Annotated in this window: 31 protein-coding genes and 1 riboswitch; of the genes, 12 read left to right on the top strand and 19 right to left on the bottom strand. The window is 61.0% G+C overall.

Translation table 11 applies throughout. From position 1 onward, the window contains the following. Positions 1-21: 21 nt before the first annotated feature. Positions 22-1410, bottom strand: coding sequence for an NAD-dependent malic enzyme (locus KUF55_RS18060; RefSeq protein WP_218817564.1), 1389 nt, complete (start codon positions 1408-1410; stop codon positions 22-24). A gap of 217 nt (positions 1411-1627) precedes the next feature. Between KUF55_RS18060 and KUF55_RS18065 the strand changes: the two genes are divergently transcribed. Continuing rightward, positions 1628-2392 carry an IclR family transcriptional regulator gene (locus tag KUF55_RS18065; protein ID WP_218817565.1) on the top strand — a complete coding sequence of 255 codons (765 nt, stop codon included), beginning with the start codon at positions 1628-1630 and terminating at the stop codon, positions 2390-2392. Between the two features lie 100 nt (positions 2393-2492). On the opposite strand, the gene KUF55_RS18070 is transcribed toward KUF55_RS18065, so the two are convergent. The 4 genes from KUF55_RS18070 to uraD form a co-directional block, all read right to left on the bottom strand. After that, positions 2493-4097 carry a nucleobase:cation symporter-2 family protein gene (locus tag KUF55_RS18070; protein ID WP_218817566.1) on the bottom strand — a complete coding sequence of 535 codons (1605 nt, stop codon included), beginning with the start codon at positions 4095-4097 and terminating at the stop codon, positions 2493-2495. Positions 4098-4171: 74 nt separating this feature from the next. Beyond that, positions 4172-5098 carry a factor-independent urate hydroxylase gene (gene pucL / locus KUF55_RS18075; protein ID WP_218817567.1) on the bottom strand — a complete coding sequence of 309 codons (927 nt, stop codon included), beginning with the start codon at positions 5096-5098 and terminating at the stop codon, positions 4172-4174. A 5-nt stretch (positions 5099-5103) separates the two neighbouring features. After that, the gene (gene uraH / locus KUF55_RS18080) at positions 5104-5460 is read right to left on the bottom strand and encodes a hydroxyisourate hydrolase (protein ID WP_218817568.1); all 357 of its coding nucleotides are present in this window, start codon (positions 5458-5460) and stop codon (positions 5104-5106) included. 59 nt (positions 5461-5519) lie between these two features. Beyond that, a complete protein-coding gene (gene uraD, locus KUF55_RS18085) occupies positions 5520-6026 on the bottom strand; it encodes a 2-oxo-4-hydroxy-4-carboxy-5-ureidoimidazoline decarboxylase (protein WP_218817569.1) in 507 nt (168 codons plus the stop codon). A gap of 327 nt (positions 6027-6353) precedes the next feature. On the opposite strand from uraD, the gene KUF55_RS18090 reads away from it, so the two are divergent. Both KUF55_RS18090 and KUF55_RS18095 read left to right on the top strand, forming a co-directional pair. Next, on the top strand, positions 6354-6545 hold the full coding sequence (locus KUF55_RS18090; protein ID WP_218817570.1) for a hypothetical protein: 192 nt from the start codon (positions 6354-6356) through the stop codon (positions 6543-6545). Between the two features lie 253 nt (positions 6546-6798). Continuing rightward, positions 6799-7524 (top strand): SDR family oxidoreductase, encoded by a 726-nt coding sequence (locus KUF55_RS18095; protein ID WP_218818862.1) that lies wholly within the window; start codon positions 6799-6801, stop codon positions 7522-7524. A gap of 15 nt (positions 7525-7539) precedes the next feature. On the opposite strand, the gene KUF55_RS18100 is transcribed toward KUF55_RS18095, so the two are convergent. Next, positions 7540-7986 (bottom strand): SRPBCC domain-containing protein, encoded by a 447-nt coding sequence (locus KUF55_RS18100; protein WP_218817571.1) that lies wholly within the window; start codon positions 7984-7986, stop codon positions 7540-7542. Between the two features lie 96 nt (positions 7987-8082). Here KUF55_RS18100 and KUF55_RS18105 point away from each other — a divergent pair, with 96 nt between their 5' ends. Beyond that, positions 8083-8418, top strand: a complete 336-nt coding sequence (locus KUF55_RS18105) for a YnfA family protein (RefSeq protein ID WP_168150973.1) — start codon at positions 8083-8085, stop codon at positions 8416-8418. Positions 8419-8894: 476 nt separating this feature from the next. On the opposite strand, the gene KUF55_RS18110 is transcribed toward KUF55_RS18105, so the two are convergent. Continuing rightward, positions 8895-9137 carry an MFS transporter gene (locus KUF55_RS18110; RefSeq protein WP_255557171.1) on the bottom strand — a complete coding sequence of 81 codons (243 nt, stop codon included), beginning with the start codon at positions 9135-9137 and terminating at the stop codon, positions 8895-8897. A 270-nt stretch (positions 9138-9407) separates the two neighbouring features. Between KUF55_RS18110 and KUF55_RS18115 the strand changes: the two genes are divergently transcribed. Next, a complete protein-coding gene (locus KUF55_RS18115; RefSeq protein ID WP_218817572.1) occupies positions 9408-9572 on the top strand; it encodes a hypothetical protein in 165 nt (54 codons plus the stop codon). 19 nt (positions 9573-9591) lie between these two features. Here the strand turns inward: KUF55_RS18115 and KUF55_RS18120 are convergent, their stop codons facing one another. Continuing rightward, positions 9592-10230, bottom strand: coding sequence for a cob(I)yrinic acid a,c-diamide adenosyltransferase (locus tag KUF55_RS18120; protein ID WP_218817573.1), 639 nt, complete (start codon positions 10228-10230; stop codon positions 9592-9594). A gap of 106 nt (positions 10231-10336) precedes the next feature. Between KUF55_RS18120 and KUF55_RS18125 the strand changes: the two genes are divergently transcribed. Then, positions 10337-12097: a BCCT family transporter gene (locus tag KUF55_RS18125; protein ID WP_132360631.1), complete on the top strand. Its 1761-nt coding sequence runs from the start codon at positions 10337-10339 to the stop codon at positions 12095-12097. A gap of 268 nt (positions 12098-12365) precedes the next feature. Here KUF55_RS18125 and KUF55_RS18130 read toward each other — a convergent pair whose 3' ends face one another. Next, positions 12366-12533, bottom strand: a complete 168-nt coding sequence (locus KUF55_RS18130; RefSeq protein WP_218817574.1) for a hypothetical protein — start codon at positions 12531-12533, stop codon at positions 12366-12368. Between the two features lie 160 nt (positions 12534-12693). Between KUF55_RS18130 and KUF55_RS18135 the strand changes: the two genes are divergently transcribed. From KUF55_RS18135 to KUF55_RS18155, 5 genes are all read left to right on the top strand, one after another. Continuing rightward, complete coding sequence (locus KUF55_RS18135) at positions 12694-13803, top strand: exo-alpha-sialidase (RefSeq protein ID WP_132361260.1); 1110 nt, start codon at positions 12694-12696, stop codon at positions 13801-13803. Beyond that, entirely contained in the window at positions 13800-14087 is a 288-nt protein-coding gene (locus KUF55_RS18140) for a MoaD/ThiS family protein (RefSeq protein ID WP_218817575.1), read from the top strand. Before KUF55_RS18135 ends, KUF55_RS18140 begins: the two co-directional genes overlap by 4 nt. A gap of 84 nt (positions 14088-14171) precedes the next feature. Continuing rightward, positions 14172-15179, top strand: coding sequence for a pirin family protein (locus KUF55_RS18145; RefSeq protein WP_218817576.1), 1008 nt, complete (start codon positions 14172-14174; stop codon positions 15177-15179). Between the two features lie 27 nt (positions 15180-15206). Beyond that, positions 15207-15620 carry a ribonuclease E inhibitor RraB gene (locus KUF55_RS18150; protein WP_218817577.1) on the top strand — a complete coding sequence of 138 codons (414 nt, stop codon included), beginning with the start codon at positions 15207-15209 and terminating at the stop codon, positions 15618-15620. Positions 15621-15653: 33 nt separating this feature from the next. Then, on the top strand, positions 15654-15986 hold the full coding sequence (locus tag KUF55_RS18155; RefSeq protein ID WP_218817578.1) for a GNAT family N-acetyltransferase: 333 nt from the start codon (positions 15654-15656) through the stop codon (positions 15984-15986). A gap of 10 nt (positions 15987-15996) precedes the next feature. Here KUF55_RS18155 and KUF55_RS18160 read toward each other — a convergent pair whose 3' ends face one another. Both KUF55_RS18160 and dnaB read right to left on the bottom strand, forming a co-directional pair. After that, the gene (locus KUF55_RS18160) at positions 15997-16188 is read right to left on the bottom strand and encodes a hypothetical protein (RefSeq protein ID WP_218817579.1); all 192 of its coding nucleotides are present in this window, start codon (positions 16186-16188) and stop codon (positions 15997-15999) included. A gap of 145 nt (positions 16189-16333) precedes the next feature. Then, positions 16334-17707, bottom strand: a complete 1374-nt coding sequence (dnaB, locus tag KUF55_RS18165) for a replicative DNA helicase (RefSeq protein ID WP_132360641.1) — start codon at positions 17705-17707, stop codon at positions 16334-16336. Positions 17708-18224: 517 nt separating this feature from the next. Here dnaB and KUF55_RS18170 point away from each other — a divergent pair. Beyond that, the gene (locus KUF55_RS18170; protein WP_218817580.1) at positions 18225-18689 is read left to right on the top strand and encodes a DUF1801 domain-containing protein; all 465 of its coding nucleotides are present in this window, start codon (positions 18225-18227) and stop codon (positions 18687-18689) included. A gap of 55 nt (positions 18690-18744) precedes the next feature. On the opposite strand, the gene KUF55_RS18175 is transcribed toward KUF55_RS18170, so the two are convergent. From KUF55_RS18175 to KUF55_RS18210, 8 genes are all read right to left on the bottom strand, one after another. Beyond that, positions 18745-19254 carry a flavin reductase family protein gene (locus tag KUF55_RS18175; RefSeq protein ID WP_218817581.1) on the bottom strand — a complete coding sequence of 170 codons (510 nt, stop codon included), beginning with the start codon at positions 19252-19254 and terminating at the stop codon, positions 18745-18747. Positions 19255-19321: 67 nt separating this feature from the next. Beyond that, a riboswitch (SAM riboswitch) is annotated at positions 19322-19435 on the bottom strand. Positions 19436-19670: 235 nt separating this feature from the next. Next, complete coding sequence (locus KUF55_RS18180) at positions 19671-20297, bottom strand: dihydrofolate reductase family protein (RefSeq protein WP_218817582.1); 627 nt, start codon at positions 20295-20297, stop codon at positions 19671-19673. Between the two features lie 281 nt (positions 20298-20578). Continuing rightward, positions 20579-21034, bottom strand: a complete 456-nt coding sequence (gene rplI, locus KUF55_RS18185) for a 50S ribosomal protein L9 (protein WP_132360649.1) — start codon at positions 21032-21034, stop codon at positions 20579-20581. A gap of 15 nt (positions 21035-21049) precedes the next feature. Next, positions 21050-21289, bottom strand: a complete 240-nt coding sequence (gene rpsR / locus KUF55_RS18190; RefSeq protein ID WP_007269381.1) for a 30S ribosomal protein S18 — start codon at positions 21287-21289, stop codon at positions 21050-21052. A 63-nt stretch (positions 21290-21352) separates the two neighbouring features. Further along, on the bottom strand, positions 21353-21934 hold the full coding sequence (locus tag KUF55_RS18195) for a single-stranded DNA-binding protein (RefSeq protein ID WP_132360651.1): 582 nt from the start codon (positions 21932-21934) through the stop codon (positions 21353-21355). Between the two features lie 44 nt (positions 21935-21978). Next, on the bottom strand, positions 21979-22284 hold the full coding sequence (gene rpsF / locus KUF55_RS18200) for a 30S ribosomal protein S6 (protein ID WP_068732441.1): 306 nt from the start codon (positions 22282-22284) through the stop codon (positions 21979-21981). 174 nt (positions 22285-22458) lie between these two features. Continuing rightward, on the bottom strand, positions 22459-24591 hold the full coding sequence (locus KUF55_RS18205; RefSeq protein ID WP_218817583.1) for an acyltransferase family protein: 2133 nt from the start codon (positions 24589-24591) through the stop codon (positions 22459-22461). A 98-nt stretch (positions 24592-24689) separates the two neighbouring features. Next, complete coding sequence (locus KUF55_RS18210) at positions 24690-25967, bottom strand: M18 family aminopeptidase (RefSeq protein ID WP_132360655.1); 1278 nt, start codon at positions 25965-25967, stop codon at positions 24690-24692. Between the last annotated feature and the right edge of the window lie 23 nt (positions 25968-25990).

The raw sequence follows: 25990 nt of genomic DNA on the forward strand, positions 1-25990 counted from the left end.
TGGTGGACCAGATCTCTCTTGCTACTTGTTCTTAGCGGCGGCGGCGGTAACGGCTGCGGCAACATCTGCTGCCACGTGCGGATCGAAGACGGAGGGAATGATAAATCCAGGGTTGAGTTCATCTTGGCCCACCCGAGCGGAAATCGCATCGGCTGCCGCTAACAACATTTCGTCGGTGATATCTGAAACGTGTGCGTCGAGCAGTCCGCGGAAGAAGCCGGGGAAGGCCAGGACGTTGTTGATCTGGTTGGGGAAGTCGGAACGTCCGGTGGCGACAACGGTGGCGTGCCGGCCAGCGGCGATTGGGTCGACCTCGGGATCCGGGTTGGCCATGGCAAAAACGATGGCGTTCTTGTTCATGGCTTCGATGTCGGCCTCGTGAAGAATGTTGGGGGCGGAGACTCCAATGAAGACGTCGGAGCCGATCATGGCTTCCTTGAGGGTTCCGGTGAACTGCTCCGGGTTGGTATTTTCCGCCAACCACTGGCGGTGCGGGTCACTGGAGCGATCGGCCCGGCTGATCGCGCCGTTGCGGCCCGCGGCAATGATGTTCGTGGCACCGCGCGCGGTCAGGAGCTGGATGATGGCGTTGCCTGCGGCACCGACCCCCGAGACAACGATGCGCACCTTGTCGATCTGCTTGCCGACCACCAGTAGCGCGTTGTTTAGGGCGGCCAGGGTGACAATGGCGGTGCCGTGCTGGTCATCGTGGAAGACCGGGATGTCGAGTTCCTCGCGCAGGCGGGCCTCGATTTCGAAGCAGCGTGGTGCGGCGATGTCTTCGAGGTTTACCCCGCCGTAGACCGGCGCGAGCGCCTTGACGATCATGATGATCTCCTCGGTGTCCTGCGTGTCTAGGCAGACGGGCCAGGCATCGACGTTGGCGAACTGCTTAAAGAGCGCCGCTTTGCCTTCCATCACCGGAAGCGCGGCGGCCGGGCCGATGTTGCCCAGGCCCAGGACGGCGGAGCCGTCGGTGACCACGGCAATGGTGTTGCGCTTGATAGTCAGATTGCGGGCGTCCGCTGGGTTTTCGGCAATGGCCAGGCACACGCGGGCCACCCCGGGGGTGTAAGCGCGGGACAGATCGTCGCGGTTGCGCAGGGCGACCTTGGGGACGACCTCAAGCTTGCCGCCTAGGTGCATGAGGAAGGTGCGATCCGAAACGTTGCGGACGTTCACTCCCTCGAGAGCGTCCAAGGCGTCGCGGACTACCTGGCCGTGTTCGGCATCGGTGGTGTTGCAGCTGACGTCGACAACCATGTGGTCATGGCCGGATTCGGCCACGTCAAGGGCGGTGATCGAACCTCCGGCGCGACCCACGGCCGCTGCCAATTCGCTGGTTGCAGTGATCGAGACGGGCGTTTGGACACGCAACGTCAGGGAATATCCCGGGCTTGGAACAGCCATATCGTCCTCCTGAAAATGTTTCCGTATAGTGGATACTATTATCTGCGGAGTGAAATTACAAGCATCTATGTGCAATGGGTCACGGGAATTGTGTGCCAAAGTTTCGGATCGTGGAATAATCTTCTGAGGCTCCGGTATTGTTGGGCCCAAGTACCAGCCCATTTGCGAGATCATCCCCATGATTCGCGCTCGCCCACAAAGATCCAGGAGCATTTCCATGGCCGAAGTAAAGACGACATCGGGCGTCCAATCCGTCGAGCGCGCTTTCGAGCTTCTCGAGCTCATTGGCCGGGCCGGCGGAGAAGCGGCCCTCAGCGAACTGGCCATGGACACCACGCTCCCGTTGCCCACCATCCACCGGCTGCTGCGTACCCTGGTGGGCATTGGATACGTCCGCCAGCTGAGCAACCGCCGCTACGCCCTGGGCCCCCGGCTGATCCGTCTGGGCGAGGTTGCCAATCGCCAGCTTGGAGCGCTGTCCACTCCCATCCTCCAGAACCTGGTGAACGGTTTGGGCGAATCGGCCAGCATCGCGGTGCTCGACGGCGACATGGTCACCTACATTTCCCAGGCCCAGTCGCCGCACGCGATGCGCATGATTACCGAGGTTGGACGCCGTTCCTCACTCCACGGCACCGGCGTCGGCAAGGCGATCCTGGCGGTGCTGGACAACGAACGGGTCCAGCGCCTAGTCAACCAAGCCGGTATGCCGGCTCACACGCCAAAGACCATTGGAACCATGCACCAGCTCTTTGACGAACTCGAAAAAGTGCGGGCACGCGGCTACGCGATCGATGAGGAAGAGCAAGAGATCGGTGTGCGCTGTCTGGCGATGTCGATCCCCGGCGCACCGACACCAATGGCCATCTCCATCTCCGGTCCGGTCACCCGACTGAGCGACGAATTCGCCGCCCGGGCCGTACCGCTGCTGCGCGCGGCGACCACCCAGCTTTCCGCGGCGCTGGCCGTGACGACCGGCTAACACCCGCACAAACACCACAAGACGGTCCCGTGGATGCGGGAACAGTGATTCCCCGCTTCCACCGGACCGTCTTGCTCGTTAAATCGACCGCACCGGCGGATCAGTGGTGTGTTGCGGGCGGAGAAGAACGCATAAATTCGGACTCGTCCGGGCATGGAACGCCGGCTTTCGCACATTTTTTGCGATGCGCCTCCACGATGCCCTTAAATTCGTCCTCGTTGACGACGGGGATTTCATCACCGTTTGCGTCAATAATCTTGCCGGACTTGAAGCGGTCCCCCTCTAGCAGCCCGCGGATCTCCTCGGCCTTGACGATGCGCGGAATCTGATCCGCAATGAGCATGCGCGGCGGGGCCGCGGCAAAGGCCGAACCGTCTTTCCTCGGAGTGCCAATCTTCAGCTCGTTAAAGAGCAGGTTGAGCAACACGGCCATGACCGCAGCCGAGCTAATGCCCGAGTGGAAGATGGTGGCGAACCACGTTGGGAACGCGTCGTAGAAATCGGGCTTCACAATGGGCACGGCGCCAGAGGCGATCGAGGTCGCCACGATGATCAGATTCAAGTTGTTCTCGTACTTCACGCTAGCCAACGTGCGAATGCCGGAAGCCGCAACGGTGCCGAAAAGTACGATCCCCGCCCCGCCCAGCACGGGGGTGGGGATGGCAGCAACCACGCGGCCGAGCACCGGCAACAGACCTAGGACCACGAGGATGCCACCCCCTGCGGTGACCACAAAGCGGGACTTGACGCCGGTAATGGCCACCAGCCCGACGTTCTGCGCGAACGCGCTCTGCGTGAAGGTGTTGAAGACGGGGGCCAAAATGCTCGAGGCCATGTCCGCACGCAGTCCGTTGGCGATGCGCCGCGAATCTACCCGGGTCTTGGCAATCTCGCCGACCGCCAGAATGTCCGCGGTGGTCTCGGTGAGGATCACGATGACGACAATTGTCATTGAGACGATGGCACCAACCTCAAAGACAGGCCAGCCGAAGGCAAGAGGCTGCGGGAAGGCAAAGATGGTGCCGTGGGCCACCGCGGAGAAGTCCGCCATGCCTAGGAATACCGCGATGATGGTGCCGATGACCATCGCCAACAGAATCGACAGACGCGAGATCGCCGCCTTTCCGACCTTAGAGAGCAATAGCACGATGACCATGGTCATTCCGGCGAGTCCGATGTTGGCCAACGACCCGTAGTCATCGGCCTTGGTGTTCCCGCCCATGGCCCAGTTGGCGGCCACCGGGGTGAGCGAGAGTCCGATCATGGTGATGACCACGCCGGTCACCACCGGTGGGAAGAATCGTACAATTTTCGCGAAGAACGGGGCGATCAGGAAGCCGATCACCGAGGCGGCCAAGACGGCACCAAATACCGACTGGAGACCACCGTCCCCATTAACAATCGCCACCATGGTGGACACCGAAGCAAACGAGGTGCCCTGCACCAGCGGAAGCTGACAGCCAAAAAACGGGATTCCGACGGTTTGTAGGATCGTGGCCAGACCGCCGACAAAAAGGCAGCTGGCGACGAGCACGCCGATTTGCTCCGGGCTCAGCCCCGCGGCCCCTCCGATGATCAGCGGCGGGGCAATGATGCCGCCATACATGGTTAATACGTGTTGGAGCCCGTATGCGACGGTTTTACCCAGGGGTAGCCGCTCGTCCTCGGGCCGGGATAATGTATTTTTGACTTGCGCAGCGTTCATGTCTGACTCCTTGATGGATTGCGACGCATTGGGGGTGCCCGCGTGGCAGCGCAGGTACCCCCAAACCCTATCGGTTAGCAGAATCCGGGCGTATTTTCCCAGATGGGGTGGGCCGCAGAAGCCCCTTCCCGGGTGATGGCAGCCTCGATCAGGCCGTACGGACGATCCGCCGCAAAGAAGACCTCATTCGGGTTGTCTTGACCAAATGGCGTCAGATCAACAAGGAAATGATGCTTGTTGGGCAGGGAGAACCTGATCTCCTCGATCTCCGGATGGGCTTCGAGTACCGCCTCGCCCATGTCGAACATCGTTTGCTGCAAAGCAAAGGAATGTCTGGCGGCGAAACCCGTTAGCAGCAGTTCACGCACCGAGGCATAGACGGCGTTGAAATCCAGGACCCCTCCGGCTACCGCGGTCGAGCTGTAGCGCCAGCGGCTGCTGACATCGGTGGCAAGAATCCTGTCATCGGTTTCCTGCAGCGTGGTGTAGCGATCGACGGGAAAGTTGCGGAATTCACTGGCGGTGGTTTTGAGCACCGTCAGGTCCTTAATCCCGGCCAGCACCGTCGGCTCTCCATCAGTGATTTCCAGTACGGCGGTTCGCACCTCGCACTTGTTTCGGGAAAAGGCGTGGTCGTGATTCCGGATGCGGTCCCAGAAATATTGTTCGGCTGCCCATCGTCCACCGGTGACCCAGTCAAATTCCGTGGTGAAGTGCTTACCGAGCCGCAGTAGGAACGCCTCCGGTGAGCCAACTCCATCCCGGGCAAGGCCGTAGACGGTGTTCTTCTGCGTGTCGGTGGCAACGACGTGCCGGTTGTCCCCATCGACGTGCGCGGCGAGAAAATCGCCGCGAAGCTGAGAGGTGACGTTCAAATCCTCGATCTGGTGGCGGGCGGTGTCGCGCGTGATTTTCACCAGCCGGACTTCGGCCTTGCCATATTGATTGGCTCCAAGCACGATCTTGGTGCCTGTTCGTTTTTCGGTTGCTGCGGTATTCATGTTCTCTAGCTCCCTCGGTACGTGGAATAAGCAAACGGGCTGATAAGAAGAGGCACGTGGTAATGAGCAGCGGTGTCGCTAATGACGAAATCGATGCTGACCACGGGAAAGAAGGTTTCCGTACCCGTCATTCCGAAGTAGTCACCCGTGCCGAAGGTAATTCGGTGGTGACCAGCTTCAACCTTTGTCGGACCAAGGGTCTGGATGCGCCCATCGGCATCGGTGACTCCTGACCCGATTTCTTGCCATCCGGATGCCGTCTTGGCTTCCAGCGTGGCCTTGACACCGGAGGCAGGCCTCCCGGTCCCGGTGTCGAGTACATGGGTGGTGATGTGGCTTCTCGCAGCCTGGGTGACACTCATCAAGGACTCCTTTGGATTCGTTGAAGGGGAAAGAAAACCAGCAAATTTTGGCCTGTGATTTAGCGGTCGGGCACACGGTTGAACGCCGCGGCAAGACGCAGAAGCGCGATGGCACGCAGCTGCTCGTCGACTTCCACCAGCTCGGTCTCAAAGTCGTTCCTCAGACGGCGACGCAGTTCTGCAAGAATTTCTTTGCTGCTTCGGCCTGCGGCCCGGATGAGAAAAAGCCGGGAGAACCGTTCTTCGTAGGCGCGGTTCCCAGCCAGCAGCTCGGCGGCAACCTGCGCGTCGAAGGCCAGATCGGATTGTTCGCCGCGGCTGAGCGCCGCTTCTGCCGAGGACCCGGCGGCGCGTTCCCCGATGCGGGGATGGTGGGCCAGTGCCGCGTTGATCTCCGCTTCGGTGAAGGGGTTGGCGGCAGTTTGTGCACAGGCCAGAAGTTCTTCAAGAGAACTAAAAGGGCGGGCATCAAGAGTGGCTTCAACCCAGCGATCTACGTCGGCACATGGTCGAAGCACTGCGTCCGCTGTCTTTGCGTCGAGTGCATTAAAACGAGAAATGTCCATGGGGTGATCAGCTCTTTCATTCCTGCTTGGTATACCGACACCATCCAGGGCTGAACACCCTTACCACCGGCGTGAACCGGCTTCGACTCGATGTTTCTGGATGGTGGAACTTTGCTTTCACACCATGTAACTCCGCTCACACTCCATCCGTCAAGGGCTTCGGCGAATCTCCTTTCGCGGCCCGCTGCCCCCAAAGCCGCCCCGGCTGGGTGCGAAGCACGTCACATTTCCCTCTTGCGGTTCACATGATTCGCGTTCATACTTATTCTCACAAGACAATATTAAATTTCCATATATCGGAATTCAGATCGTTCCGAGGAGGATCACGTGAAAGTCACCCAGCCCATCGCTGAAGTATCCAGCGAGACACAACCACACACGGTTCCGGAAACGTCTACGGCGCTGACCACCAGCATGTTCCATCCCATCAGGGGATTAGATCCGGATCTTAGTATCGAACCGCGTCGCACCAAGCCACGGGTCGGGCTCTGGTCGCGGCTCTGGACCACGCGCAACTAACACCAAGGTGACCGGCATCCCGCACGGTGTCGGGGACCACGTCATGATGCCATGACCCAGGAAACGCCTACACTACGACCGCCAGCCCATGGGCTACTTCCCATACGGCGGCATCAACACCAGTAGACGGGGAGCTAAACACCGCGCAGCTCATCCTCAGGACAGGTTCACAGAGAAGAATGACAGCCTCACGCTCAAAGGATGATTTCACTTGAATCCAGTCCAGAATCAAGGCGGGCCCGCGCCTCGAACCATGCTGATCACAGGAGCCGGGTCCGGGATCGGGCGTTCGGTGACCCGGCGGATGCTCGCCGCGGGATGGAACGTGGTCCTCGCCGGTCGACGTGAGGAACAACTGCGACAAAGCGCCAGCGCCTACCCCCATGCCCTGGTAGTTCCGACGGACATCACCGATTCGTCGGCGGTAGAGCGACTTTTCGCCGCCGGAATCGAACGTTTCGGCAAGATCGACGTGCTCTTTAACAACGCCGGTGTCTTCGGCTGCGCCGCAACCATCGGAGAGCTTTCGGCGCAGCAATGGCAGGACGTCTGCGCCGTGAACCTCAATGGGACGATGTTCTGCGCTGGAGCCGCCTTCAGGCACATGCAGGAATCCGGCGGTGGGCGCATCATCAATAACGGCTCAATCAGCGCCCACGTGCCACGACCGGCCTCCGTTGCCTACGCGGTGACCAAACATGCCGTCACAGGATTGACCAAGTCCATCGAGCTGGACGGTCGCCCCTATGGCATTTCCTGCTCGCAGATCGACATCGGCAACGCAGCCTCGGAGATGATGCAGGATGTTGGAGCAACTTCGGGTGCCTTACAGGCCGACGGTAGCCGGAAGGTCGAGCCGACCTTCGACATGGAGCTGGCCTCGGCCACCGTGGAGTTCATTGCCACGGCCCCGGCCGAGGTCTCGATCAACAATGTCACCATCACCGCGGCCGGAATGCCGTACATCGGGCGCGGCTAGGAACGATGCGAAGACCTAAAGGTGAGCGGCGAACAACGCCTCTAGTTTGGTGAACGAGGACTCCCAGCCGGCGCGTGCCGGAACCAGAACCTCACCCGGCAGCGGACCCTGGGTGATTGTCAGCGCGGTGCCCATCGGGCAGTCGGCGAATTCCACACGCATGGTGATCACCAGGTTCAGGGTCATTTCATGGGGCCCGTCTTCACCCACGAGCAGTTCGTGTTCCCGCACCTCGGTGAACTTCGCGTGCACCGGCGAGGTCTGCGTGGGGTCCTCGAGCAGGTGCATCACGAACTTCTGTACGCCCCCAATACGTGGCTCGATGGTGACGGTGTCCACATGCACGCCCCAACCCTCTGGGCCGAACCACTCGGCCAGGATCTCGGGTTCGGTGAAGGCCGCCCACAGTGCCGCACGGGGTGCCGCAAATTCATGATTAATAACCAGTTCGCCCATATCCATGCGCTCGAGATTACCGTGGATACGGCCGCGAATCGAATATTGGTGGCACCGTGTGATGGCAAACATGCATCAGGTGATGATGAAAGGATTACGGGTATGACTGTGATCAAATCAATCCTGCTTTTTGGTGTTGCCGCGGTGCTGGAAATCGGCGGCGCCTGGCTGATCTGGCAGGGTATCCGTGAGCATCGTGGCTGGTTGTGGATCGGTGGCGGTGCGGTAGCACTGGGACTTTATGGCATCGTGGCCACGCTCCAGCCCGATGCCAACTTCGGCCGCATCTTGGCCGCCTACGGAGGCGTCTTCATTGCTGGTTCACTGATCTGGGCGGTGTTCCTTGATGGTTTCCGTCCAGATCGTTGGGACATCACCGGTGCCATCATTGCCCTGGCCGGAGTGGGGCTGATCATGTACGGCCCGCGCGGCTCCTAGGAGTACTGCACGAGACTGGATATTGGTCCCATTCCCGGCTTCTGGGTGGACCCCACGAGTGCGTCGCGGATGGTGTCCATGTCATCACTGTGGGTGGCCAGATGCACACCGTGGTCCGGGTGGTTCGCTTCCGCAATCCGGCCGATGGGCCGCTTCCATGAATCCCTGCAGGTCCGACACCGCGGCGTCAGTGCTGCAGGGCTGGATGACTGCGGCAAGTTTCGTATAGCTCGCGGTTCCGACCATGAGGGCGCATTCACCGCGGCAACCGCTGAGAACGGGATTTTCTCGGGACGGATCCCGTCATCGTCCGTAATGACACTGTCGCGGATTAACACAGCGTGGCGGATGGGACGACCCGTCAGGGTGAGGATAGCGTCCAAGGCCCGGTACTGGGCCGGGGGCATGGCTCGCTCGTCCTCGAAGCTGAGCAAAAGCACCCCCTAGTGGAGATCAATGGAGGGGAGGTCCTGGAACTAGCGACAAGAGAAACGCCACTTGGCCCGCCGGAAAATACCGAAGAAGTGAAGGCCCATGATCAGCCACAGGAACGAGCCGCCTACCGCTGCCAGCACCGATCCTGCCACCATGACGGCCAAACAGACAACCATCATCTTGCGTTTGCCGTACATGTCCGCGCTGCGCGAAATGATGGGAGTCGCCACTGCACTGGCGAGCAAGGTGGCGGTCACCAGCCAAGACGCGTCTTCGGCAGTCACTCCTAGATGAGTCAGTCCTCTAGGTTGGCGAGCCCCAGTTACAGAACATCATCACCCAAGTCATCCAACCCCCTGTCCCCATCCCAACCGCAACGCCAGGCGGGGCCGGGCGGGGCCGGGCGGAAAGTCCGCCCATGCAGAGCTATTCAGTAGTAAAGGCGTTGCTTTGACGGGCGGAGCCCGCGGTTCTGATGCTCGAGAAGGATGGGGCGCTGCACGTCCTGGACCCGGACTCGCGCCGGGACTGCGGAGCATCCCGGTGGTGCAGGCGTGGATCGAACCGGATGCTGGCAGCAGCCGCGCCGCACCCTCTACGTGCAGGACGGCACGGACCTAGCTGGCGGCGGCTACATGCTGTGGGCGTGGACTCCGGAGAAATCCGGCTCAGCACCGAACTGCCGCACATCGAACGGGCTCACCGGCGTCGAGGGCTGAGCTGCCGGTCCGCCGGTTCCTACTCGCCGGGGCCCGGGGCGGCGGCGTCAGTGTCGGTGTCGACCGGCTGCACCGATGCCTCCGGGATCCACACGATGTCCCCGTGCTCGGCATTGGCTCCCCGTGCCAGGACGAACAGAATGGACGACAAGCGGTTCAGATAGCGGGCGGTCAACGGATTGACCATATCCGGATACTCCTCGACGGCGATCCAGACCGCTCGCTCGGCGCGCCGGACCACGGCCCGGGACATATACAGCAGCGCCGCCCCTGCAGTGCCGCCCGGGAGCACTGTGCCGCTGACGTCCTCGGAATCCGCGGCGAAATGCTGCTCGGCACGTTCCAGCCGGTCGATATGCCCTTGGACTATCCTTGCCCGCGCCGGCTCCTGGCTGCATAACGGGACAGAGAGGTCCGCCGCAAGATCGAAAAGGTCGTTCTGCACGCTCACCAGCATGGATGTCAGGTTGATTGGCAGACCGCCCATGGCGACGGCGACGCTGATGGACGCGTTGGCTTCATCGCACTCTGCATAGGCGGCAACCCTTGCGTCTCGCTTGGGCACGCGGCCGTGGCCGCCGAACTCGGTGTGTCCGTCGTCTCCATTCCGGGTGTAGCCAGCGGGCTCCGGGGTTAGGGATTCTTCGCGGTCACTCATGTCTGCAACTATACTGACGAAGGCCACGCGGTGAACAACTAGCTATCCTCCCGGACGTTGGACCGCACAATGACCCGGCATAGGCCGCCATTTTGTGAGGAGTCCGATGAAACATCATTCAACCGACCAGGACATGGAGGAGCGGGTGGGGGAACCCGCATCATTGCCGCCGGCCCAGGGCTGGGCGAGCGTTGACAAGACGGTCTTCGGCGTCTCAGCCGGAATCATTCTTGTGCTCATCCTGCTGGGCGTGTTCTTCACGGATGCCGTCGGGGACGGCGCCGCAACGGCCCTGTCTTGGATCACCAGCACCTTCGGCTGGCTGTTCATTCTGGGTGCCTCCGGATTCGTCGTCTTTTCCCTGGTCTTGGCCTTCGGCCGCTACGGACGGATCCCGCTTTCCAATGAAGGCGAAGCGACAGAATTTAGCACCCTCTCCTGGATCGCCATGATGTTCAGCGCCGGCATGGGGATCGGGCTGATGTTCTACGGCGTGTACGAACCCGTCACCCATCTGGCGTCCCCGCCGCCCTTTGTCGACGTCGCACCCGGCAGCCCGGAGGCCGCCAGCACTGCCATGGCCTACACGATGTTCCACTGGGGTCTGCATCCCTGGGCAATTTATTCCGTCGTAGGGCTGGCGCTGGCCTATTCCACCTACCGGATGGGCCGCGGCAACCTGATGAGTGCCCCGTTCCAGTCCCTGTTCGGCCAGGAACGCATCGAAAAGAGGGGCTGGGGCAAGCCCATCGACATCCTGGCCATCATCTGCACCAAATTCGGTACCGCCACCTCGCTCGGTCTCGGGGCGCTGCAGATCGCTGCGGGCCTCGCGCTACTGCGCACCGGCAAATTCGAGGAAGACCCCTCGGCCGCGGTGCCGATCCTCGTGATCTGCGCGCTGACGGTCGGCGTGGTGCTCTCCGCCGCCAGCGGCATCTCCAAGGGCATTAAATGGCTGAGCAACACCAATATGGTCCTGGCCGGAATCCTGCTGCTGTTCGTCTTCATAGTCGGCCCCACGCTCTTCATCCTGGATCTGCTGCCCTCTGCCATCGGTGCCTACCTGACCGAGCTGGTCCCGATGAGTTTCCATTCGGCCGTCTTCGGCGGCAGTGACTGGCTGGCCAGCTGGACCATCTTCTACTGGGCCTGGTGGATCTCCTGGACCCCGTTTGTCGGCACCTTCATCGCCAGGATTTCCCGCGGGCGCACCATCCGGGAATTCGTACTGGGCGTGCTACTGGTGCCCACCGCCGTCAGCATGGTGTGGTTTGTCGTCTTCGGCGGGGCCGGCATAAACCAGCAGCTGAACGGCGTGGACATCGCCGGCACCGGCAGCGAGGCGGCGGGGTTCTTCGCAGCCCTGCAGAACTACCCGTTCTTCATCGGGGCGGCGCTGGTGGTCATGGTTCTGACCGCCGTCTTCTTCATCAGCGGCGCCGACGCCGGCGCCCTGGTGCTGGGGACCTTGTCCACACGCGGCAGCAAGCACCCCTGGAAACCGCTGGTGATCTTCTGGGCCGTCCTCACCGGCGCGGTGGCGGCCGTCCTGCTGGCCGTCGGCGGGCTCGCTGCCCTGCAGACTTTCACCATCCTGGCCGCCAGCCCGTTTGTGCTGATCATTATCGGGCTCTGCGTGGCACTGTACGCTGACCTGCGCCGCGACCCGCTGCGCCAGCGTCGGCCCGGCCCGGTTCGCGGAGCGACGGGGTTGCAGGCAGCCGTCCCCTTCAGCGAGGCGGCCATGGCCGAGGCCGAAGAAGGCACGAACCCCGCCGACGACAGAAGAGGGACAAAGGAAAAACCTACGCCGCCCGCCGGTGGGAGCGAATCTGGGCCGGATTTGCCCAAGACGCCCCGGTGAACCTCTAACGACTCCGTCCTAGGCCAGCACCTCCAGGGCCACCATCATGTACAGCACCACTGTCACCAGGATGGTCATGGTTGCGGCGCGTGAGTCTTGGACCTTGGGGAACGACGCCGAAACCCACGATGATTGCGAGCGTGTGCACGACCGTCGGCAGCGGCAGACGGAATTCAGGGGGGGTAGGGGCGGGCGTAGACGTCCAGTACATCCTCCATGTGGGCCACGAATTCCCCGTTGACCTTGGGCAGGGTAGCCCAGTATTCCTTCAGGTGAGGTTGAAGTTTCGTCTTTTTAAGCTTTCGGCATCGCTGATCACGCTGTATTGGGGCGGAAGGAACTGGAGCATCACGTCGACGAGGATGTAGACGGCGACACCGGCCATGGCCGTGGTGGCAAACCTCCGTCGGGCGTGGTCCTTGCTCTGGGCCATCATTGGACCAGCCTTCCACATCGGAACCTCTTCCGCCGCACGGTTTCATGTCGACGACGATTCAGCGCAAAACATCGAAAGCACGGACCGTGGAATCGAAGGTTCCACTTTGAGGCTAGGCGAACCCTTGAATCCGGAGCGCCACGGTGCTGGACTACATGTCATGGACAACTACGCACGCACCATCCTTGCCATCGGGACCAAGAAGGGCCTCTGGCTGGCCGAAAGCACCGACCGCGAAAACTGGAATCTCACTGGACCCCACTTCGCCAACCTTGAGGTCCCCTCCGTGGCCATCGACACCAGGGAGGGCAGGACCCGCATTCTGGCTGGGATCAACGACTGGCATTGGGGACCCACCGTCGTCTACAGCGACGACGCGGGAGCCACGTGGTCAGAACCCGAGAGCGGTGCCATCAAGTTCCCGGCGGACACCGACACCGCGCTGGAACGGATCTGGCATTTGCGCCCCGATACGGAGGAACGACCGGGTGTCGTGTGGGCCGGATGCGAACCGATCTCGGTCTTCAAGTCCACCGATTCCGGGGAGAACTTTGAGTTGAACCGTGGCCTTTGGGACCACCCCCACCGCAGCGAATGGGGTGCTGGCTTCGGCGGGGCCGCGGTGCACAGCATCGTGCCCAATGCTGTGGATCAAAATGTCGTCCATGCCGCCATGAGTACCGGGGGTGTGTACCGCAGCACCGACGCGGGGGCTTCGTGGGAGCCGCGGAACAAGGGCATCCACGTGGACTTCGCCCCCGATCCGTTCCCGGAGTTCGGCCAGTGCGTCCACCACATCACCGCCGATGCACAAGACCCGGACCGGCTATATGCGCAAAACCATGGCGGGGTTTACCGCACCGATGACGCCGGGGACCAATGGAATAGCATCGCCGACGGTCTGCCCGCCGACTTCGGATTCGTATTGCTGTCGCATCCACGCATGGGCGGCACCGTGTGGACTATTCCGCTGAAGGCTGCCGAGGAACGAAACCCGGTGGGTGGACGACTTTCGGTCTACCGCTCCACGGATGCCGGGGAGAACTGGATTGAACAACATGCTGGGTTGCCGGATGCGGACTGGAACGCGGTGTTGCGCGATGCGGCAGCGGTGGATGAACACCCCGAAACCGTGGGCGTCTACTTCGGTACCCGTGGAGGGGAAGTCTTCGCCAGCAACGACGAGGGAGCGCACTTTGTCACGGTGGCCCAGCGCCTGCCCGATGTGCTTAGTGTCCGGGCAGCCCAAGCCAACGGTGCGAGGAAATGACGGAGATTACCGTCGAGGTTCCCTCGGTGTTGGCCTCCACGCTGGGCGGCCAACGTAGCCTTCAAGTCCAACTACCCAGCAACGGCACTGTGGGCGGGATCCTGGATGCGCTCGGCGAGCAGTACCCACTCTTTGCCCGGCGCGTGCGTGACGAGCGCGGTGAGGTGCGCCGCTTCGTGAACGTCTTCATCGGGCAGGACAACATCCGTTCGTTGCAGGGCCTTGATTCGGTGGTTCCGGCTGGTGAGCAGGTGCTGATCATGCAGTCGGTGGCTGGCGGCTAGTCGGTGGTTGGAGGGCGGTGACGCATAAGACACAGATCATCCGGGGTGATCCCAAATCCGATGATTCGGCACTAGTCTGAAACCATGAGCAATCTTGAGGCGGCCCCCGACGAGGTCGTATGTGGCGCCGATGCGCGGTGTGCTGGAATTGAGCTTTTGTCTCCCCGCAATGTTCCGCTCGGCGGTCCACGCGCCATGGACGTGCGCAGGACACTACCGCAGAAGCAGCGAAGCCTCATCGGGGCATGGTGTTTCCTTGACCACTATGGCCCAGATGCCGTGGGTGATAGCGGCGGAATGGCTGTTCCACGCCATCCACACACGGGGCTGCAGACCGTTTCTTGGCTTTTTACCGGAGAAATTGAGCACCGAGACTCCGCGGGCTTTCATGCCATGGTTCGCCCCGGTGAGGTGAACCTCATGACCGCTGGCCGCGGGATCAGCCACTCGGAGTTCTCTACTCCCGAGACCACCGTCCTGCACGGCGCTCAGTTATGGGTGGCGCTCCCCGATAATGCCCGCCATATGGAGCCAACATTCGCCCATCACCGCCCCGAGCCGCTGACCGGGAGCGGGTGGGCATTGAGCGTATTTTTGGGCCATCTCACCGTGCGCAATCCCGCCGGACTAGACCAGTTCTCCGCATCGCCCGTCAAGACACATACCGAACTACTCGGTGCCGAACTTCGGTTGGAACCCGGTACCAGCATCACCGTGGCGCTAAACGCCCACCACGAGCATGGCCTCTTGGTTGATTCCGGGGACCTGAACCTCGAAGCCGACCACGTTCCCGTGGACCATCTGGCCTATCTACCGGTCGGAACCTCGGAGATCACCCTGACGGCCGGGACGGAGCCGGTATTGGCCCTGCTCATTGGAGGGGAACCACTGCACGAGCAGATCCTGATGTGGTGGAATTTTGTCGGCCGCACCCATGAGGAAGTCGTGGAGTACCGCAGGGCCTGGCAGTCAGAGATCGGTGCCGAAGGAACCATCAGTGGCACCAAGCGTTTCGGCGATTTTCCCAGCGATCAGCCGGCGGCGCTTCCTGCACCGGCATTGCCCAGCGTGCGGCTGCGTCCCCGCGACTAAGGCTCCATCTCCTGCCAAAAAGACTCGATGGACTCAAGGAAAGGGCAAACCAAGAACATGTCACTGACCGAGGAACTGGCCAAGTTGCGCGAAGCATTGGCCGAACGTGCGGGACTGGGCGACCAGTTGGAGTCCAAGCGCGAAATGGAGCATTTTGTTTCCTTCCGCTCACTGCGTGAGGCCACCGAGGCGACCACTCACTTTGAACAAGCTGGTTGGCAGGTTGACGCCGACATTGAACAAGATCAACATTCCCGGTTTCCGCTTCGGGTGTACCGGATTCAACGCATCGATGTGGAACACGCAGAGAATGCGCTGCGCTCGGTCCACTCGATCACGCTAAAACACGGTGGCAGTTACGACGGTTTTGGTGCCGTTTTCATTGAAGCCGACGGCACCGAACCTCGCGGCTTTTTCGGCCGCCTCTTTGGCAACCCCTAACCCCTCAACGACCCCTCAACAAGAAGGAACCCGATGACAGAGATTCGTTTTGAGCTCCTCGCCGAACGCCGCCGCTATGCCCTCATCGACGGCGAGAACGTAATTGGTGCCGCCCATTACCGGGATTTGGAGACAGACACGGGCATCGAACGGGTTTTCTTCCACACCGTCGTCGACGAGGCTTACGCAGGGCAGGGTTTGGCTGGCAAGCTCGCTGCCCAGGCGCTGGCCGATACCGTCGCCCGGGGATACAAGATCGTGCCCGTCTGCCCGTACATCAAGGTGTATGTGCGAAAGCACCACGAATTTGATGCCGAGCTCATCACGCCGACCCCGGAGCACCTCGCGATCCTACCGAAGGGCTAAGCGCCACGGCTCAGTCGGCCAGTTCCAGACCGATCTCCGCCAAGGCGGATCGCAAGATGGTGATGCCCCGAGGTCCAAATCCGTGCAGCGCCAGTAAAGCCCGTTGCCCGTGCGCTGCTGCCTGTTCAAGACTCGTGATCCCGGCTGCATGCAAGGCACGGGTGGCGGGTGCGGAAAGCTTCGGCAAGGCGTGTGTGCTCATGATCCCAGCCTAGCGTCGCCTTCCTGCTCCCCCGCTGGTTGGATCATCACGACCTACTCCCGGGGATTGCCGGTAACAGCAGACCGGGCGGTTGGCTTTCCTCGTGGGAAAGGCCAACCGCCGGGTCTTGGGTGATTTTCGGGTGCTAGCCGTGCCCGTCTTGGGCCATGTTGCTGAAGCGCGAGTAGTGGCCCTGGAAGGCGACGGTGATGGTCTTGGTGGGTCCGTTACGGTGTTTGGCCACGATCACGTCAGCTTCGCCGGCACGAGCCGATTCCTTGTCGTAAATGTCTTCACGGTGCAGAAGGATGACCATGTCGGCATCCTGCTCGATCGAGCCGGATTCACGAAGATCCGAAATCATCGGCTTCTTGTCCGTACGCTGCTCCGAACCACGGTTCAGCTGAGACAACGCGATAACCGGAACGTCCAGCTCCTTGGCCAGAAGCTTCAGGGCACGGGAGAACTCCGAAACTTCCTGCTGACGTGATTCGACTTTTTTGCCGGAGCTCATCAGCTGCAGGTAGTCGAGTACCACGAGCTTGAGGTCATGCTTCTGCTTGAGTCGACGGCACTTGGCGCGAATCTCCATGAGCGACATGTTCGGCGAATCATCAATGAACAGGGGCGCGTCGTTAAGTCGGCCCATCGTGGTGGCGATCTTCGACCACTGTTCGTCCTGGATGGTGCCCTTACGCAAATCTTGCAGCGCAATGCTGGCCTCTGCCGAGAGCAGACGCATGGCAATTTCGTTCCGGCCCATTTCTAGGGAGAAGAAAACGGCAGTCATGTTGTTCTTAATGGACGCTGAGCGAGCGAAATCCAATGCGAACGTTGATTTACCAACGGCCGGACGGGCGGCGATGACGATCATCTGGCCACCGTGCAGGCCCTGGGTCAGTTCGTCGAGTTCGAAGAATCCGGTGGGAACACCGATCACGCCTTCGCCGCGGCTGCCGGCGGATTCAATTTCGTCGACGGTGCCCTCGATGATGTCGCGCAAGGGCACGTAGTCTTCGGCCGTGCGGCGTTCGGCGACCTTGTAGACCTCGGCCTGAGCCTCGTTAACGATGGCGTCGACCTCGCCGTCCTGCGAGTAGCCGAGCTGAACGATCTTGGTACCCGCATCAACCAGTCGGCGAAGCACCGCGCGTTCCCGAACGATCTCGGCGTAGAAGCCGGCGTTGGCGGCGGTAGGCACCGACTGAATGAGCGTGTGCAGGTAGGCCGGGCCACCGATGCGGGTGATTTCACCGCGCTTAGTCAACAGGTCCGAGACGGTGACGGCATCGGCCGGCTCACCACGTCCGTAGAGGTCGATGATGGCTTCGTAGATTGCCTCGTGTGCCGGACGGTAGAAGTCCAGTCCTCGCAGTACTTCAACGCAGTCGGCGATGGCGTCCTTGGAGAGCATCATGCCACCGAGGACACTCTGTTCTGCGACAAGGTCCTGCGGTGGAGTACGTCCATACTCCGATTCGCGAGAATCGGAGGTGGCATTTGAGCTGGCTAGCGACACGGGCTTTTCCCTTCAAGCATTGCGGGTTCCCAAGGTTTCCGCTTCATGACCTACCCCCAGTGTCTCAAGGAGAACCGACGATTCGTTAGGTGCAATATCACACGTGCGTAATGGCACCACGAACCTGTGGAAATAGGTGGGGAACAGTGCCACCCTAGACCCCATTTCGGCAAAACCCAAGGCGGTTATCCACAGGTCATGTGGATAACCTGTGTACCTCGTGGCGTGTTGTGTGCACAGTCTGGGGAGAACTTTGTGGATTAGCAGCATTGTTGATCTTTAAACCCGCCTTGACTAGGCGTTATATGTCTCCACAGCTGTGGATAGAAACTTATTATCCACATCCTCCGTCGGCGTAAATTCAAGTTATACACACAAAAACCCCTAGATTCCGGGGCTAAACAGACCCTCTTTCCACAGTTACCCACAAGCTATCCACAGACACGCCGGTCAAAAGCAAAAAACTGGGGATAGTGGACATTGATGGGCGTCACGTTGCACTGCCATACTGGGCCACATGAGCGAGAACAAGACCAAGCCCACGGCCATCGACCCTCACAAATTCATCGCCGCCGTACCCCACCCAACCCGGCGGGCCGACGCCGAGGTTCTCGCGGACATGATGGGAGCGGTCAGTGGACAGCCGCCGAAAATGTGGGGTCCAACAATTGTTGGTTTCGGAATCTACCACTACGTCTATGAATCAGGACGCGAAGGGGACGCCGGCGCCATCGGCTTTTCGCCACGTTCGGCCAATCTTGCACTGTATGGGCTGACCATCGCCCCCACGGCCCCAGCGCTTCTGGCGCAACTAGGCAAACACAAGCTCGGGGCATCGTGCCTCTATATCAACAAGCTCGCGGACGTCGATCTTCAGATCCTGCGGCAGTTGGCCGCCGATGGCTACCGCTACATGATGGATGTGGTGCATTGCCCCTCAGAGGCCAAGATCCTGACCAAAGAAAAGACTCCCGGCATATGACGCCGAATCCAAGATTCGACATCACATGCCGGGAGTCCGTCGAACGCTAGACGCCCTAGGAGACCAGCTGCTCGGCTTCCAGTCGGCGGAAAGCCGAGCCGTGGAACACCAGCGGCGAATGGGCGTTATCGTGCGTCTCGTGGCCGTGCACGCGCATGATCACCACCTGGTGATCCCCGGCTTCGATCTCCTGCTCGATCGAGCAGTCAAGCCACAACGTGGCGTCATGCAAGAACAGCGCGCCCTCGTCGGTCGAATCGAGGCGAAGACCGGCAAAGCGGTCCCCCGCCTTGGAAGCAATCTGACGGCAGACGCCCTCATTCTTTTCGCTGAGGACCGAAACACCGATACGGCCGCTGCTGCGCACCAGCGGCCAGGTGCGCGAGGTGTTCTGGACGGCAAACATCACCAGCGGTGGATCCATGGAGACACCAACGGTGAAGGAGGAGGCGATAATTCCTTGGGGCGCTCCATCAACGATCGCGCAGAGCGCTGCAATGCCCGATGGGTGCTGGGCAAAAACATTGCGCAGGGTATTGGGCGTGAGGTCAGAGGTAAGAGTCATGATGCTCAATCCTTCGGCTTCTGCCACCGTCGCAGGTGCGTGAGATTCACGCGATAACCTGCGAGGTGAGCGGTGTTTGCCGCCCGGGGTCCCGTTCGGCCGAATCATCACCTGGAGCACCCCACCACCGTGAGAGGGTTGCCGGTCAACGGGCCAGGGCCTGACGTTGACACTCTTGATTCATCACTAACGTTAGAAGCAATAATTACGTCTCGTCAAAGTTTATTTCGACATGAGAAGTCACGAAGCATCAAAATCGAAGAATCTGCGACCAACTCGTGACAAGTGAACACTTCCGTTGTAGAAGTGTCTAAGCTACTGAACACTCACGGATGAGAGCTCAAGCACACGTAACATCCCTGGTTACTTCCGCCATCTCGAATTGCCTTCCACTTAGCCACAGATCGAGCTACCGATCATGCAACGTCGGCAACACCGGTATACGTCGAAAATGCTGCGTCACCCGAATTTTCATAGGTGAGGATCGCCAGACCGCCCGGAGTGGTTGTGGCACTGACCAGTTGTAACCCGGCAGGGGCACCGCCATCAACAAAGAGGTGCCTGCCCTGACCCACGACCACGGGCGCGACCACCAGACGGAGTTCGTCAATGAGTCCCGCTGCCAACAAACTGCCGGCCAATCGTGCACTTCCGTGAATCTGCAGTTCCTTGCCCGGGGTGGCCTTGAGTTCGGCAACACGTGCGGGGACGTCGCCGGAAAGAACAGTGGTGGGATCCCAGCTCCCTTCGCTGAGGGTCTGCGTGGCAACATACTTCGGCAAGGAGTTCATCAGGCCGGTAAACGGGTCATCTTCGGCAGTAATCTCTGGCCAGTCTCGGGCAAAAGCCTCATAGGTCCGCCGACCCAACAGCAATCCATCGGCCAAGCGGAGCCATTGCGCGGCTTGATCAATGAAGGCCTCGTCCATATGCGGAACGAACCAGCCTCCGCGGGTGAATCCACCGCTGCGGTCTTCCTCCGGAGAACCAGGACCTTGGCAGACCCCATCAAGACTTACAAACTCGGTGAGTGTCAGTTTCATGTGCGCTCCGCCTGTCCATGGGTGGGCATTACTGGGGAAGGCCCTTGTCATGGAAACATTACGTACCCCTGGCCCCGAGCGCTAGATCCGGCGTCGAATCCATGAGCCTTCGGAAGACCGGCGATCGGTTGGCCAACGGCCGGATGAGCGACATCCAGCGACGACCGGTTCTGCGAGCTTCAAGGCCCTGACCGGTAGTCGCGTTAACCTACTGTGGACCCCACCAAAGGGTGGGGTCCACAGTAGGTTGTCGTCAATGACGACGGTAGTTGCTAAAGAAATTACTTCTTTACAGCAACAACTACGAGAGAGATCTTTGCCGAAACATCAGCGTGCAGACGCACGGTAGCCGAGTAGTTACCCGTCGACTTGATGTGGTCGTCAATTTCGATGTTGCGCTTGTCGATCGAGCCAGCGCCAGCAGCTGAAACAGCCTTGGCGATGTCGTCGGTCTTCACGGTGCCGAAGAGGCGACCGGTAGCGCCAGCCTTGACGGTCAACTTGACCGGCTTGGCGGAAATCGAAGCAGCAAGTGCCTGTGCCTCTTCCAAGGATGCAACAGCGCGAGCAGCACGGGCGGCCTTGATCGACTCAACCTGCTTCTCACCGCCCTTGGTCCAGGTGATAGCGAATGAACGCGGGAGAAGGTAGTTACGTGCGTAACCATCCTTCACCTCAACGATGTCGCCTGCGGCACCGAGGCCGGTAACTTCGTGGGTCAGAATGAGCTTTGCCATGTTGGTATACCTTCCTTAGCCGCGGCCAGCGCCGGAGTAAGGCAGCAATGCCACTTCGCGCGCGTTCTTGATGGCCTGTGCGATCTTGCGCTGTTCCTGTACGGAAACGCCGGTAACGCGACGGGCACGGATCTTTCCGCGATCCGAAATGAACTTGCGCAGCAATGCTACGTCCTTGTAGTCGATGACAGTGATGTCAGCGGCCTTCAAGGGATTGGACTTTGGTTTGGGCTTACGGAGTTCAGCCTTAGCCATCGTGGAGCTCCTTAATTCAGGTGGAGCCCGCAGAAGATTCTGCGGGATGGTGAATAAATGTGTTTAGAAGGGCGGTTCGTCGGAACCCGGGTTGCCCCATCCGCCGTTGTTTCCTCCGGCAGGAGCGCCCCATGGATCGGCTGCAGGTGCATTCCAGCCGCCACCGTTGTTTCCGCCAGCGTTGCCGCCACCGAAACCACCGTTGCCACCTTGATTGCCGCCGGCAGGAGCGCCGGAGTTCTGCTGGCCGCCAAAGCCACCACCGTTGCCACCGCCGGAGCGCTGGGTACGGGTGACCTTTGCCGAGGCGTAACGCAACGATGGGCCGATTTCATCGACCTCTAGCTCGGTGACGTTACGCTTTTCGCCTTCTTTGGTTTCGTAAGAACGCGACTTAAGGCGACCCTGGGCGACGACTCGCATGCCCTTGGTCAACGTCTCAGCGACGTTTTCTGCAGCCTCTCGCCACACCGAAGCCCGGAGGAACAGCGTGTCGCCGTCCTTCCATTCATTGGTCTGACGATCGAAGGTTCGCGGGGTCGAAGCAATGGTGAAGTTCGCCACTGCCGATCCTGACGGGGTGAAACGCAGTTCCGGGTCAGCGGTCAAATTACCAATAACCGTAATGACTGTCTCGCCTGCCATTGGAGCCTCCTAAAGTGTTGTTCTACGAAGATCGAAAAGCAGAATTACTCTGCTACGACCTTTGCCTCTTCCGGGCGGGTGATCTTGGTGCGCATGATGGTCTCATTGAGGCTCAGCTGGCGATCAAGCTCTGCGGAAGTAGCGGGGGTAGCGGTGAAGTTAACTACCGCGTAAATGGCCTCATTCTTCTTCTGAATGTCGTAGGCCAGGCGGCGACGGCCCCAGATGTCAACCTTTTCGATGGTTCCACCATCGTTGAGGACAACGTCCAGGAACTTACCGAGGGTCGGTTCAACGGTTCGCTCGTCGACCTCGGGGTCGATCAGCACCATCAATTCATAAGCACGCATGTGAACCCACCTCCTTTGGGCTAAACGGTCACGGCATTTCCGCAACAGGAGGTTCTTTGCATTTGCTGTCGCCGCAACCCGATTGCTGGGCGCGGCAGAAACAGCCTCAACTATTCTAGCTGAAAAACGCGCTTTGCCCCGACAAGTTCTGGTGCGCTGCATCACGCATCGGCTTTAGCGGCTCGATTCCAGGTGATCTTTATCCATCGCGGCGCGCAAGCGTTGGTCAAATTCCGGCGCTAGCGTGCGCATATAGGTGTCGGAGATGTGGTGCTTGTCCCGATATACCAACACGTTCCCGGTCACCGCCGGGCAGAACTCGTTGCTGCAGAACTGGTCGGAGAAATCCAAGACATCAACCCGCGGATCGAGCTTGGCCGCAGGGAGCGTGAAGTCGTTGGCCTCGAAGGCCTTCGACTTCGGCGTGCCACAGGATTGAAGTTGTTCCGGATGCTGCACCACACAGTCACGCGCGTAGGTCTTCAGGCCCGGGCGCGGGGTGTCCAGAATCGGATAGACAGCAATGCCCGCATCCTCAAGTGCACCCCAGTATTGGGCAAAGCCCTCCGCGGCACCCTTGGCAAAGGCCGACCCGGCCCAGTGGCTGGTCACCACGGCGTCCACATCGCCCCGGGAAACGATCCGCTGAAGGGTGTCCTTATTGGCTTGCTGGCAGGAAATGCTGCCATTTTTCTCCGCCGTCCGCTCGGTGGCGGTGAAGGGGCAGGAGTTTTTCAGATACGTCAGGACCTTCCAGCCATGTTGCTCGGCGGTTGCTTCCACCGCCCTAAACCAATGGGCCGCGTGAGAATCCCCCACCAGGGCGATCGTAAATTTGCCGTTCTTGACGCCACGGGTACATTCGCGGGTCACCTCGGACTGCGGCTTTTGTACACATTCGCCCAGATCGGGCAGGTCGCTGGCGGCTTCCGCGGGGACCGGGACGATCTGTTTCATGCCCTGCAGGTAGGCGGGCGCCCCGGCGGGAACCGAAGCTGCGCCGAAACCCTCGGGAGGAGCGGCAAGCATCGTGGCCGCGGCACGTTCCTGAGCCACAACTTCGCGCTGGGCCAGCGCTCCCGGGGCTAGGGACATCGCGGCAACCAAGCTCAGTGCCACCGCGCCGACGCCCAGGGCCCGCCAGCTTGAGGAACGCAGTGGGGCGAAGTTCCGTGCGGGTGTTTCAACCCAGCGGTAACTCGCCGTGGCCAGCAGCAGGCTGAGCACCAACAAGCCGATGCTCTGCAACGCTCGCGGCTCACGCTCGGCAAAGAAGAGGAAAAAGGTCAGTACCGGCCAATGCCACAGATAAAGCGAGTAGGAGATGTTGCCCAACCACTGAACCGCCGAATGTTCCAACAGCTTTTGTGGGGCCAACCTCCCGCGGGTCTCCCCCGCCAGGATCACCGCCAGGGCGCCAAGCACCGGAAGGGCTGCCGAGGCCCCCGGGAACGGCGTTTTCGCATCATAACCAAAGGCCGCCACCGCGATGGCCGCCAAGCCAGCCCAGGCCACAGCGGTACGGACACCCGGTGTCTGGAACCATTTGATGGTCCGCGGCATCAGGCCCGGCTCCGCGGGGGCAAGACAGAGCGCCAGCAGGCCTCCGGCAGCCATTTCCCACACGCGGGCGGGGGTCACGAAGTAGGCCGCGGGATCCCCCGAGCCCACCAGAACCATCGAATAGGTCAGCGAGATGATGATGATCGCGCCAAAGACCATGGCCAGGGCGGTACGTGGCAGGGCACCGCTCAGCCCCCGACGCCCCACACGTTCGGTCTTTTTGGCTGCCCAGTTACGACGCCCCACCCACATGGCGAGCAGTACCAACAGCGGCCAGAAGAGGTAAAACTGTTCCTCCACGCCCAGTGACCAGAAGTGTTGCAGCGCCGTGGGAGCTTGATCGGCGGCCAGGTAGTCCACCGCGTTGGCAGCCAGCACCCAGTTTTCCACCGAGAATGCCGAGGCCAGCGCCGCGGTGCCCACCGTTTTCCACAGCGTGGAAGGAAGGAAAAGGAGCGTGGCGATGACTACCGCGATGATGACCACAAAGGCGGCGGGGAGGATGCGGCGCACGCGTGCCGCCCAGAATCCCGGCAGGTTGATCCGACCCGAGGTACGGACCTCGCGCAGGAGATGTCCGGTGATCAGGAATCCGGAGATGGCAAAAAAGACATCCACACCAACAAAGCCGCCCGGCACCAGGCGCGGTTCCAGGTGATAGGCCACGACCAGTGCGACGGCGAGGGCTCGCAGCGATTGAACCTCTGGCAGGAAACGGCGGGGCGGCTTTAAATCGGTGTTCATGCCCGCGAGCAAAGCACACACGCATGAACACCTCGTGACCTGCGAGTGTTAACTCGCTATCCGGTGCACGCTTTTATTGCGCCCTTCACGGTGCGTTGTTAGGCGGCGAAGAAGGCCGCGGAGATCTTGGCCAGGCGCAGCGGATCCTCCACTCCACACATTTCGCGCGCCGAGTGCATCGAGAGCAGCGGGATGCCAACATCCACGGTGCGGATACCCAGACGCGTGGCGGTCAGCGGGCCGATGGTGGAACCGCACGGCATCTGATTATTGGAGACGAACTCCTGATACGGCACCTGAGCCTGCTCGCAGAGCCGGGCGAAGAGTGCCGCCCCAATGCCGTCGGTGGCGTAGCGCTGGTTCGCGTTGATCTTCAACAGTGGTCCGGCGCCCAGCAGCGGGCGGTTGGCCGGGTCGTGACGCCCCGCGTAGTTCGGGTGCACCGAGTGACCGGCATCGGCCGAGACGCAGAAGGAATTGGCGTAGGCGCGGTTGCGGTCCTGGGTGTCGGCGCCCAGGTGGTGCCCGATGCGTTCGAGCATGTCTTGGAGGAACGGGCCGCAGGCACCGGAGCGGGAGGAGGACCCGATTTCTTCGTGGTCAAAGGCCGCCAGCAGGGCAATGTGCTCACCGGTACCCGTCGCCGCGTGTTCGATCAGTGCCACCAGCGAGGCGTGCACCGAGGAGAGGTTATCCAGCCGCCCGGAGGCAAAGAACTCGTTGGATCCGCCGAAGATTTCACCGGCTTGGGTGTCGGCCACCACCACGTCGTAACCGCCGATCTGCGCCGCGTCTACCCCCGCACTTTCGGCGAGCACTGCCAACACATCGGCTTCGGCCGGGTTGCCGATCCCCCACACGGGGTTCATGTGCGTCTGCTTGTCCAGCGTCAGCGAATCATTGACCGTCCGATCCAGATGGATGGCCAGCTGCGGGAAGCGCAGCAGCGCGCCGGTGCGGGCCAACACGGTGCGTCCGTCCTTCATCGCCAGCCGTCCGGCGAGCAAGAGCTCGCGATCCAGCCAGGAGTTCAGCAGCGGGCCGCCGTATACCTCGACTCCGGCCTGCAGCCAGCCGTGGGCCCCGGTGGTCGGCTTGGGCTTGAGCTTAAAGGAAGGCGAATCCGTGTGTGAGCCAAGGATGTGGAATCCGGTGCTCGCGGTGGCGTTGGCCGGCTGCACCCAGGCGATGATCGCTCCGTCGCGGATCACATAGTGACCTCCGGGGCCCAGTTCCCAGGCAGCGTCCTCGGCGTGTGAGCTAAAGCCCGCGGCATCAAGTCTGCGCGCCGCCTCGGCGACCGCATGGAAGGACGAGGGCGAGGCCGCTACGAAGGCGGCGAGGTCGTTGATGTGCTTGATGGCTGCGCTGGGCATTCGAAACTTTCCTTGGCTGATAT

The sequence above is a fragment of the Paeniglutamicibacter sp. Y32M11 genome (assembly GCF_019285735.1).
In the GTDB taxonomy this organism is placed as follows: domain Bacteria; phylum Actinomycetota; class Actinomycetes; order Actinomycetales; family Micrococcaceae; genus Paeniglutamicibacter.

Bases quoted from the DNA above. Each gene is read 5' to 3' on its own strand.
- KUF55_RS18060 (WP_218817564.1), bottom strand. From the start codon at position 1,410: ATGGCTGTTCCAAGCCCGGGATATTCCCTGACGTTGCGTGTCCAAACG.
- KUF55_RS18065 (WP_218817565.1), top strand. From the start codon at position 1,628: ATGGCCGAAGTAAAGACGACATCGGGCGTCCAATCCGTCGAGCGCGCT.
- KUF55_RS18070 (WP_218817566.1), bottom strand. From the start codon at position 4,097: ATGAACGCTGCGCAAGTCAAAAATACATTATCCCGGCCCGAGGACGAG.
- pucL (WP_218817567.1), bottom strand. From the start codon at position 5,098: ATGAATACCGCAGCAACCGAAAAACGAACAGGCACCAAGATCGTGCTT.
- uraH (WP_218817568.1), bottom strand. From the start codon at position 5,460: ATGAGTGTCACCCAGGCTGCGAGAAGCCACATCACCACCCATGTACTC.
- uraD (WP_218817569.1), bottom strand. From the start codon at position 6,026: ATGGACATTTCTCGTTTTAATGCACTCGACGCAAAGACAGCGGACGCA.
- KUF55_RS18095 (WP_218818862.1), top strand. From the start codon at position 6,799: ATGCTGATCACAGGAGCCGGGTCCGGGATCGGGCGTTCGGTGACCCGG.
- KUF55_RS18100 (WP_218817571.1), bottom strand. From the start codon at position 7,986: ATGGATATGGGCGAACTGGTTATTAATCATGAATTTGCGGCACCCCGT.
- KUF55_RS18105 (WP_168150973.1), top strand. From the start codon at position 8,083: ATGACTGTGATCAAATCAATCCTGCTTTTTGGTGTTGCCGCGGTGCTG.
- KUF55_RS18120 (WP_218817573.1), bottom strand. From the start codon at position 10,230: ATGAGTGACCGCGAAGAATCCCTAACCCCGGAGCCCGCTGGCTACACC.
- KUF55_RS18125 (WP_132360631.1), top strand. From the start codon at position 10,337: ATGAAACATCATTCAACCGACCAGGACATGGAGGAGCGGGTGGGGGAA.
- KUF55_RS18130 (WP_218817574.1), bottom strand. From the start codon at position 12,533: ATGATGGCCCAGAGCAAGGACCACGCCCGACGGAGGTTTGCCACCACG.
- KUF55_RS18135 (WP_132361260.1), top strand. From the start codon at position 12,694: ATGGACAACTACGCACGCACCATCCTTGCCATCGGGACCAAGAAGGGC.
- KUF55_RS18140 (WP_218817575.1), top strand. From the start codon at position 13,800: ATGACGGAGATTACCGTCGAGGTTCCCTCGGTGTTGGCCTCCACGCTG.
- KUF55_RS18145 (WP_218817576.1), top strand. From the start codon at position 14,172: ATGAGCAATCTTGAGGCGGCCCCCGACGAGGTCGTATGTGGCGCCGAT.
- KUF55_RS18150 (WP_218817577.1), top strand. From the start codon at position 15,207: ATGGACTCAAGGAAAGGGCAAACCAAGAACATGTCACTGACCGAGGAA.
- KUF55_RS18155 (WP_218817578.1), top strand. From the start codon at position 15,654: ATGACAGAGATTCGTTTTGAGCTCCTCGCCGAACGCCGCCGCTATGCC.
- KUF55_RS18160 (WP_218817579.1), bottom strand. From the start codon at position 16,188: ATGAGCACACACGCCTTGCCGAAGCTTTCCGCACCCGCCACCCGTGCC.
- KUF55_RS18170 (WP_218817580.1), top strand. From the start codon at position 18,225: ATGAGCGAGAACAAGACCAAGCCCACGGCCATCGACCCTCACAAATTC.
- KUF55_RS18175 (WP_218817581.1), bottom strand. From the start codon at position 19,254: ATGACTCTTACCTCTGACCTCACGCCCAATACCCTGCGCAATGTTTTT.
- KUF55_RS18180 (WP_218817582.1), bottom strand. From the start codon at position 20,297: ATGAAACTGACACTCACCGAGTTTGTAAGTCTTGATGGGGTCTGCCAA.
- rplI (WP_132360649.1), bottom strand. From the start codon at position 21,034: ATGGCAAAGCTCATTCTGACCCACGAAGTTACCGGCCTCGGTGCCGCA.
- rpsR (WP_007269381.1), bottom strand. From the start codon at position 21,289: ATGGCTAAGGCTGAACTCCGTAAGCCCAAACCAAAGTCCAATCCCTTG.
- KUF55_RS18195 (WP_132360651.1), bottom strand. From the start codon at position 21,934: ATGGCAGGCGAGACAGTCATTACGGTTATTGGTAATTTGACCGCTGAC.
- rpsF (WP_068732441.1), bottom strand. From the start codon at position 22,284: ATGCGTGCTTATGAATTGATGGTGCTGATCGACCCCGAGGTCGACGAG.
- KUF55_RS18205 (WP_218817583.1), bottom strand. From the start codon at position 24,591: ATGAACACCGATTTAAAGCCGCCCCGCCGTTTCCTGCCAGAGGTTCAA.
- KUF55_RS18210 (WP_132360655.1), bottom strand. From the start codon at position 25,967: ATGCCCAGCGCAGCCATCAAGCACATCAACGACCTCGCCGCCTTCGTA.